Source organism: Anaeromyxobacter sp. SG66 (genome assembly GCF_022690805.1).
In the GTDB taxonomy this organism is placed as follows: domain Bacteria; phylum Myxococcota; class Myxococcia; order Myxococcales; family Anaeromyxobacteraceae; genus Anaeromyxobacter; species Anaeromyxobacter soli.
On the sequence record NZ_JALCZC010000193.1, the window covers coordinates 1 to 4,129 of the forward strand.

Here is a 4,129-nt window from a genome sequence, read left to right on the forward strand (position 1 = left end):
CGGCGGCGCCGAGGGGGCGGGGCCCGGGGCGTCGCGGAAGGCCCGCGCCGAGCTGCGCGCCGAGGCGCGCGCCGCGGACCCGGGGCTCGCCGCGCGCCACGCCCGCTACACGGGGCCGCTCGCGCTCTCCGAGGAGGAGGCCGATCTCCTCTCCGCCGACGCCGCGGTCGCGACCTGGTTCGACGCGGCCGTCGCCGTCCACCCGAACGCACGCTCCGTGGCGCGCTGGCTCGTGAACGACCTCGCCGGTCTCGCGCGCGATCGCGAGCTCGCGTCCCTGCCGCTCCAGCCCGCCGCGTTCGGCCGGCTGGTCGCGCTCGTCGACGCCGGCCGCCTCACCCCGGCGGCGGGCAAGACGCTCCTCGCGGAGCTCGTCGAGCAGGGGGGCGATCCCGAGGCGCGCATGAAAGCGCTCGGCCTCGAGAAGGTGGCCGACCGCGCCGCCGTGGAGGCCGCCGTCGCGCGCGCCCTCGAGGCGCGCCGGGCCGAGGCCGATCGGTACCGCGCCGGAGAGAAGAAGCTCTTCGGCGTGCTGGTCGGCGCCGCCATGCGCGAGACCGGCGGCACCGCCGACGCGGCCCTGGTGCGGAAGGTGCTGGAGGAGAAGCTCGGGTAGCCATGGGAGCCGACGTCGATCCCCTCCCCGTGACGTGCCGCCCCGGCCGTCCCGAGGACGCGGACGCGATCGCCCGCATCTACAACCAGGGCATCGAGGATCGCTCCGCCACGTTCGAGACGCGGCCGCGGATCGCCGCGGAGGTGTCGGAGTGGCTCGTGAACCCGGTCGTCGTCGCGGAGGATGCGGGCGCCGTGCTCGGCTACGGCGCCCTGTTCCCCACGAGCGCCCGCCCCTGCTACGCAGGCGTGCTGGAGCTGTCGGTGTACGTCGCCCGCGACGGGCGCGGGCGGGGCGTCGGACGCGCCCTCGGCGTGGCCCTCCTCCAGGCGGCCGAGGCCGCGGGCGCGTGGAAGGTCGTCGGCAAGATCTTCGTCGAGAACCACGCGAGCGCGTCGCTCTGCCGCTCCCTGGGGTTCCGCGAGGTCGGCGTGCATCGGCGCCACGCGCGGCTCGACGGCGCCTGGCGCGACGTGCTCCTCGTGGAGCGGCTCGTCGGGGACGCTCGCGAGCGTTGAGTCGCGGCGGGAGCGCGGCCGCTCCTCGGCGAACCCACAAGGCACGGGCCGGGTCCCCTGTCCTCACGCCATCCTCGCGCCATCCCGCTCCGCAAGGAGGAAGCGCATGGCCGCGAAGAAGATCCTCATGCTCGTCGGCGACTTCGTCGAGGACTACGAGGCGATGGTGCCGTACCAGATCCTCACGATGGTCGGTCACACGGTCCACACCGTCTGCCCAGGCAAGAGGCCCGGAGACACGGTGAAGACGGCGGTGCACGACTTCGTCGGCGATCAGACCTACGTCGAGCTGCCTGGGCACCGCTTCGCGATCACCGCCGCCTTCGAGGAGCTCCGGCCGGGCGACTACGACGCGCTCGTCATCCCCGGGGGGCGCGCGCCCGAGTACCTGCGGCTCAATCCGCGCGTCATCGAGCTCGTACAGGGCTTCGCGCGCGACGACAAGCCCATCGCCGCGATCTGCCACGGCCCGCAGATCCTCGCCGCCGCGGGCGTCCTGAAGGGGAAGGCCTGCCTCGCCTACCCCGCCGTCGGTCCGGAGTGCACCGCCGCGGGCGCCCGCTTCGGCGAGGTGAACGCGACCGCGTCGAACGCCTTCACCGACGGGAAGCTCGTCACCGCGCCGGCCTGGCCCGCGCACCCGGAGTGGATGCGGCAGTTCCTGAAGGTGCTCGGCTCGCGCGTCGAGGCGTAGGGTTCGAGGCAGGACGACGGCGGCGGCGCCGTCCTCGCGCCTCTCGTCCCCCCACCCGTACGAGGACGTGCGCGCCCTGCCCGCGGCGCGGGTCCGCTCGCCCGGAGGCTCGTCGAAGGGCGAGCGGACTCGGCCGCTCCCCTGCCGGATTACCCCCGCCCGGTCTCCGCGAGCCACGTGAGGATCGCCCGGTTCACCTCGCCGGGCGCCTCGTTCTGCACGAAGTGTCCTGCCTCCGCGATGAGCACCACGGCGGGCGCGTTCCCGGGTGCGAACCAGGGCGCGAGCTTCTCCGGCGCGATCGTCTCGAGCCCGAGGAAGCGGTCCCGGACGCCCCACACCACGAGCGTCGGCGCCGAGACCGGGCGGGCGCGGGCGGCGCGACCGAAGGCTCCGCGCTCACGGAACGCTGCCCGGTAATAAGCGAGCGCCGCGGCGGCCGCCTCGCGCGATGCGAACGCTTCCCGGTATCGCTCGAGCTCGTCCCGCGGGAAGGCGTCGCGCCGGTACGCGCCGCCCCGCAGCGCCCGCGCGATCGCGGCGGCGCGGTCGCGCGCGAGGAGCCGCTCCGGCAGCCACGGCAGCTGGAAGGCGAGCATGTAGCGCGAGCGCAGGAGCTGGCGGGGGTTCACGCGAAGCTCGCGGGCGAACGCCGCCGGGTGCGGGCAGTTCAGCACCACCAGCCGCTCCACCACCTGCGGCGCGTACGTCGCCGCCGCCCAGGCGATCGCGCCACCCCAGTCGTGTCCGCACACGACGGCGCGCTCGCGCCCGAGGGCGCGCACCATCCCGGCCACGTCGCCCGCGAGCGTGCGCAGGTCGTACGGACCTCGCCGCTCGGTGCGCCCGTAGCCGCGCAGATCCGGCGCGACCGCGCGGTAGCCTGCCGCCGCCAGGGCGGGGAGCTGGTGGTGCCAGGAGCGCGACAGCTCGGGGAACCCGTGCAGCAGGACCACCAGCGGCCCGTCCTCGGGACCCGCTGCGCGAGCGAAGAACCGCAGCCCGTCGGCGTAGAGCTCGAGTGTGTCGGTGTCTCCCAGAGCCCGAGCGCTACCCCCGCGCTCGACTGACCGCGAGAATTCGCTTGGGGTCATACGGATCACCGAGCCCCTGTCCCGTCGGCGGGGGACCCCACTTCCAGTGGAGCGCCCGGATCTGGTACACGCGGCGTGCAGCGACATCCGGCCGCACGCCTTTGGTTTCCGGCGAGCGCCGTAACCCTTTGGGGGACCAATGACGAGGACTTTGCGGTTACTGCTCCTTCCCTCCCTCACCCTGGCGCTCGTCGCCGGCTGCTCCGGCTCGAGCGATCCGGGTGACGCTGGCTCCAACAACCCACAGTCGGAGGGCTGGTTCGTCGCGACCACCGGGTCGGACAGCGCGGCCGGCACCCGGCAAGCGCCATTCGCCACGATCGCGCGCGGCATCGCGGCCGCCTCGGCGCTCGGAGGCGGCGACGTGCACGTCGCCGCGGGCACCTACCCAGGCACGCTGGAGCTCGCGAACGACGTCGCCGTGTACGGAGGGTACGACGCCGCCTGGGCCCGCAATCCGTCCGTGAACGTGACGGTCGTGCAGGGCGGCTCTGGCGACCTGTACGGCAACGACGGCGTCTTCGGCCCGGGCGTGACGAACGTCATCCTCGACGGCCTCACGATCCGCAGCGCGGCCGCGACCCTGCTCGGGCGGAGCTCCTACGGCGTCCGGCTCGACTCCTCGTCCAACGTCCAGCTGCACGCCCTCGTCATCGAGGCAGGAGACGGCGCGCCCGGTCTCCCGGGCGGGACGCCCCCGGGCGGACAGGTAGGACAGCCTGGCGAGAACGGAACCGCGGCGTGCACGGAGAATACGTGCACCGGCGTGGGCGGAGCCGGGGGGACTCTCGGATCCATGGGGGGTGCGGGAGGGATGGGCGGATACGCCACCGACGGAACCGCCGGCCAGCGTGGGCTGGGGACGGGCGGCGGCGCCGGGGGCGCAGGCGGCATTCTGTACGGCACGGCGACGACCATCGCGGGCAAGAATGGATCTCCGGGCGCGAGCGGAGCGGCGGGCGCGAACGCCCCTGGCGGCGCCTCGCTCGGAGTCGTGAGCGACGCTCGTTACGCCGGGCACATCGGCAGCGCCGTGGGCGGCATCGGTGGACCGGGCAGCTTTGGCGCGGGAGGGGGCGGCGGTGGCGGGGGCGGCGGCGCGATGGTGTGGAGCAACGCGCTCGGCGACTTCGTGGACCACACCGGTGCAGGCGGTGGCGGGGGCGGCTCGGGCGGCAGCCCGGGAAACGGCGGGGGCGGGGGAGAC

4 protein-coding genes and 1 pseudogene are annotated in these 4,129 nt (G+C 74.7%); 4 read left to right on the forward strand and 1 reads right to left on the reverse strand.

Going from position 1 to position 4,129, the window contains the following annotated elements:
- The 3 genes and pseudogenes from MNZ39_RS23520 to MNZ39_RS23530 form a co-directional block, all read left to right on the forward strand.
- Positions 1-616 (forward strand): annotated as a pseudogene (locus tag MNZ39_RS23520) (glutamine--tRNA ligase); the annotation flags it as partial.
- Positions 617-618: 2 nt separating this feature from the next.
- Complete coding sequence (locus tag MNZ39_RS23525) at positions 619-1,134, forward strand: arsinothricin resistance N-acetyltransferase ArsN1 family A (protein WP_242341518.1); 516 nt, start codon at positions 619-621, stop codon at positions 1,132-1,134.
- 106 nt (positions 1,135-1,240) lie between these two features.
- Positions 1,241-1,828, forward strand: coding sequence for a DJ-1/PfpI family protein (locus tag MNZ39_RS23530; RefSeq protein ID WP_242341519.1), 588 nt, complete (start codon positions 1,241-1,243; stop codon positions 1,826-1,828).
- A gap of 149 nt (positions 1,829-1,977) precedes the next feature.
- Here MNZ39_RS23530 and MNZ39_RS23535 read toward each other — a convergent pair whose 3' ends face one another.
- Positions 1,978-2,784, reverse strand: a complete 807-nt coding sequence (locus MNZ39_RS23535) for an alpha/beta fold hydrolase (RefSeq protein ID WP_242341520.1) — start codon at positions 2,782-2,784, stop codon at positions 1,978-1,980.
- A 277-nt stretch (positions 2,785-3,061) separates the two neighbouring features.
- Between MNZ39_RS23535 and MNZ39_RS24635 the strand changes: the two genes are divergently transcribed.
- The coding region (locus MNZ39_RS24635) for a DUF1565 domain-containing protein (protein ID WP_255841004.1) at positions 3,062-4,129 on the forward strand (1,068 nt) is incomplete at its 3' end.

Bases quoted from the DNA above. Each gene is read 5' to 3' on its own strand.
- MNZ39_RS23525 (WP_242341518.1), top strand. From the start codon at position 619: ATGGGAGCCGACGTCGATCCCCTCCCCGTGACGTGCCGCCCCGGCCGT.
- MNZ39_RS23530 (WP_242341519.1), top strand. From the start codon at position 1,241: ATGGCCGCGAAGAAGATCCTCATGCTCGTCGGCGACTTCGTCGAGGAC.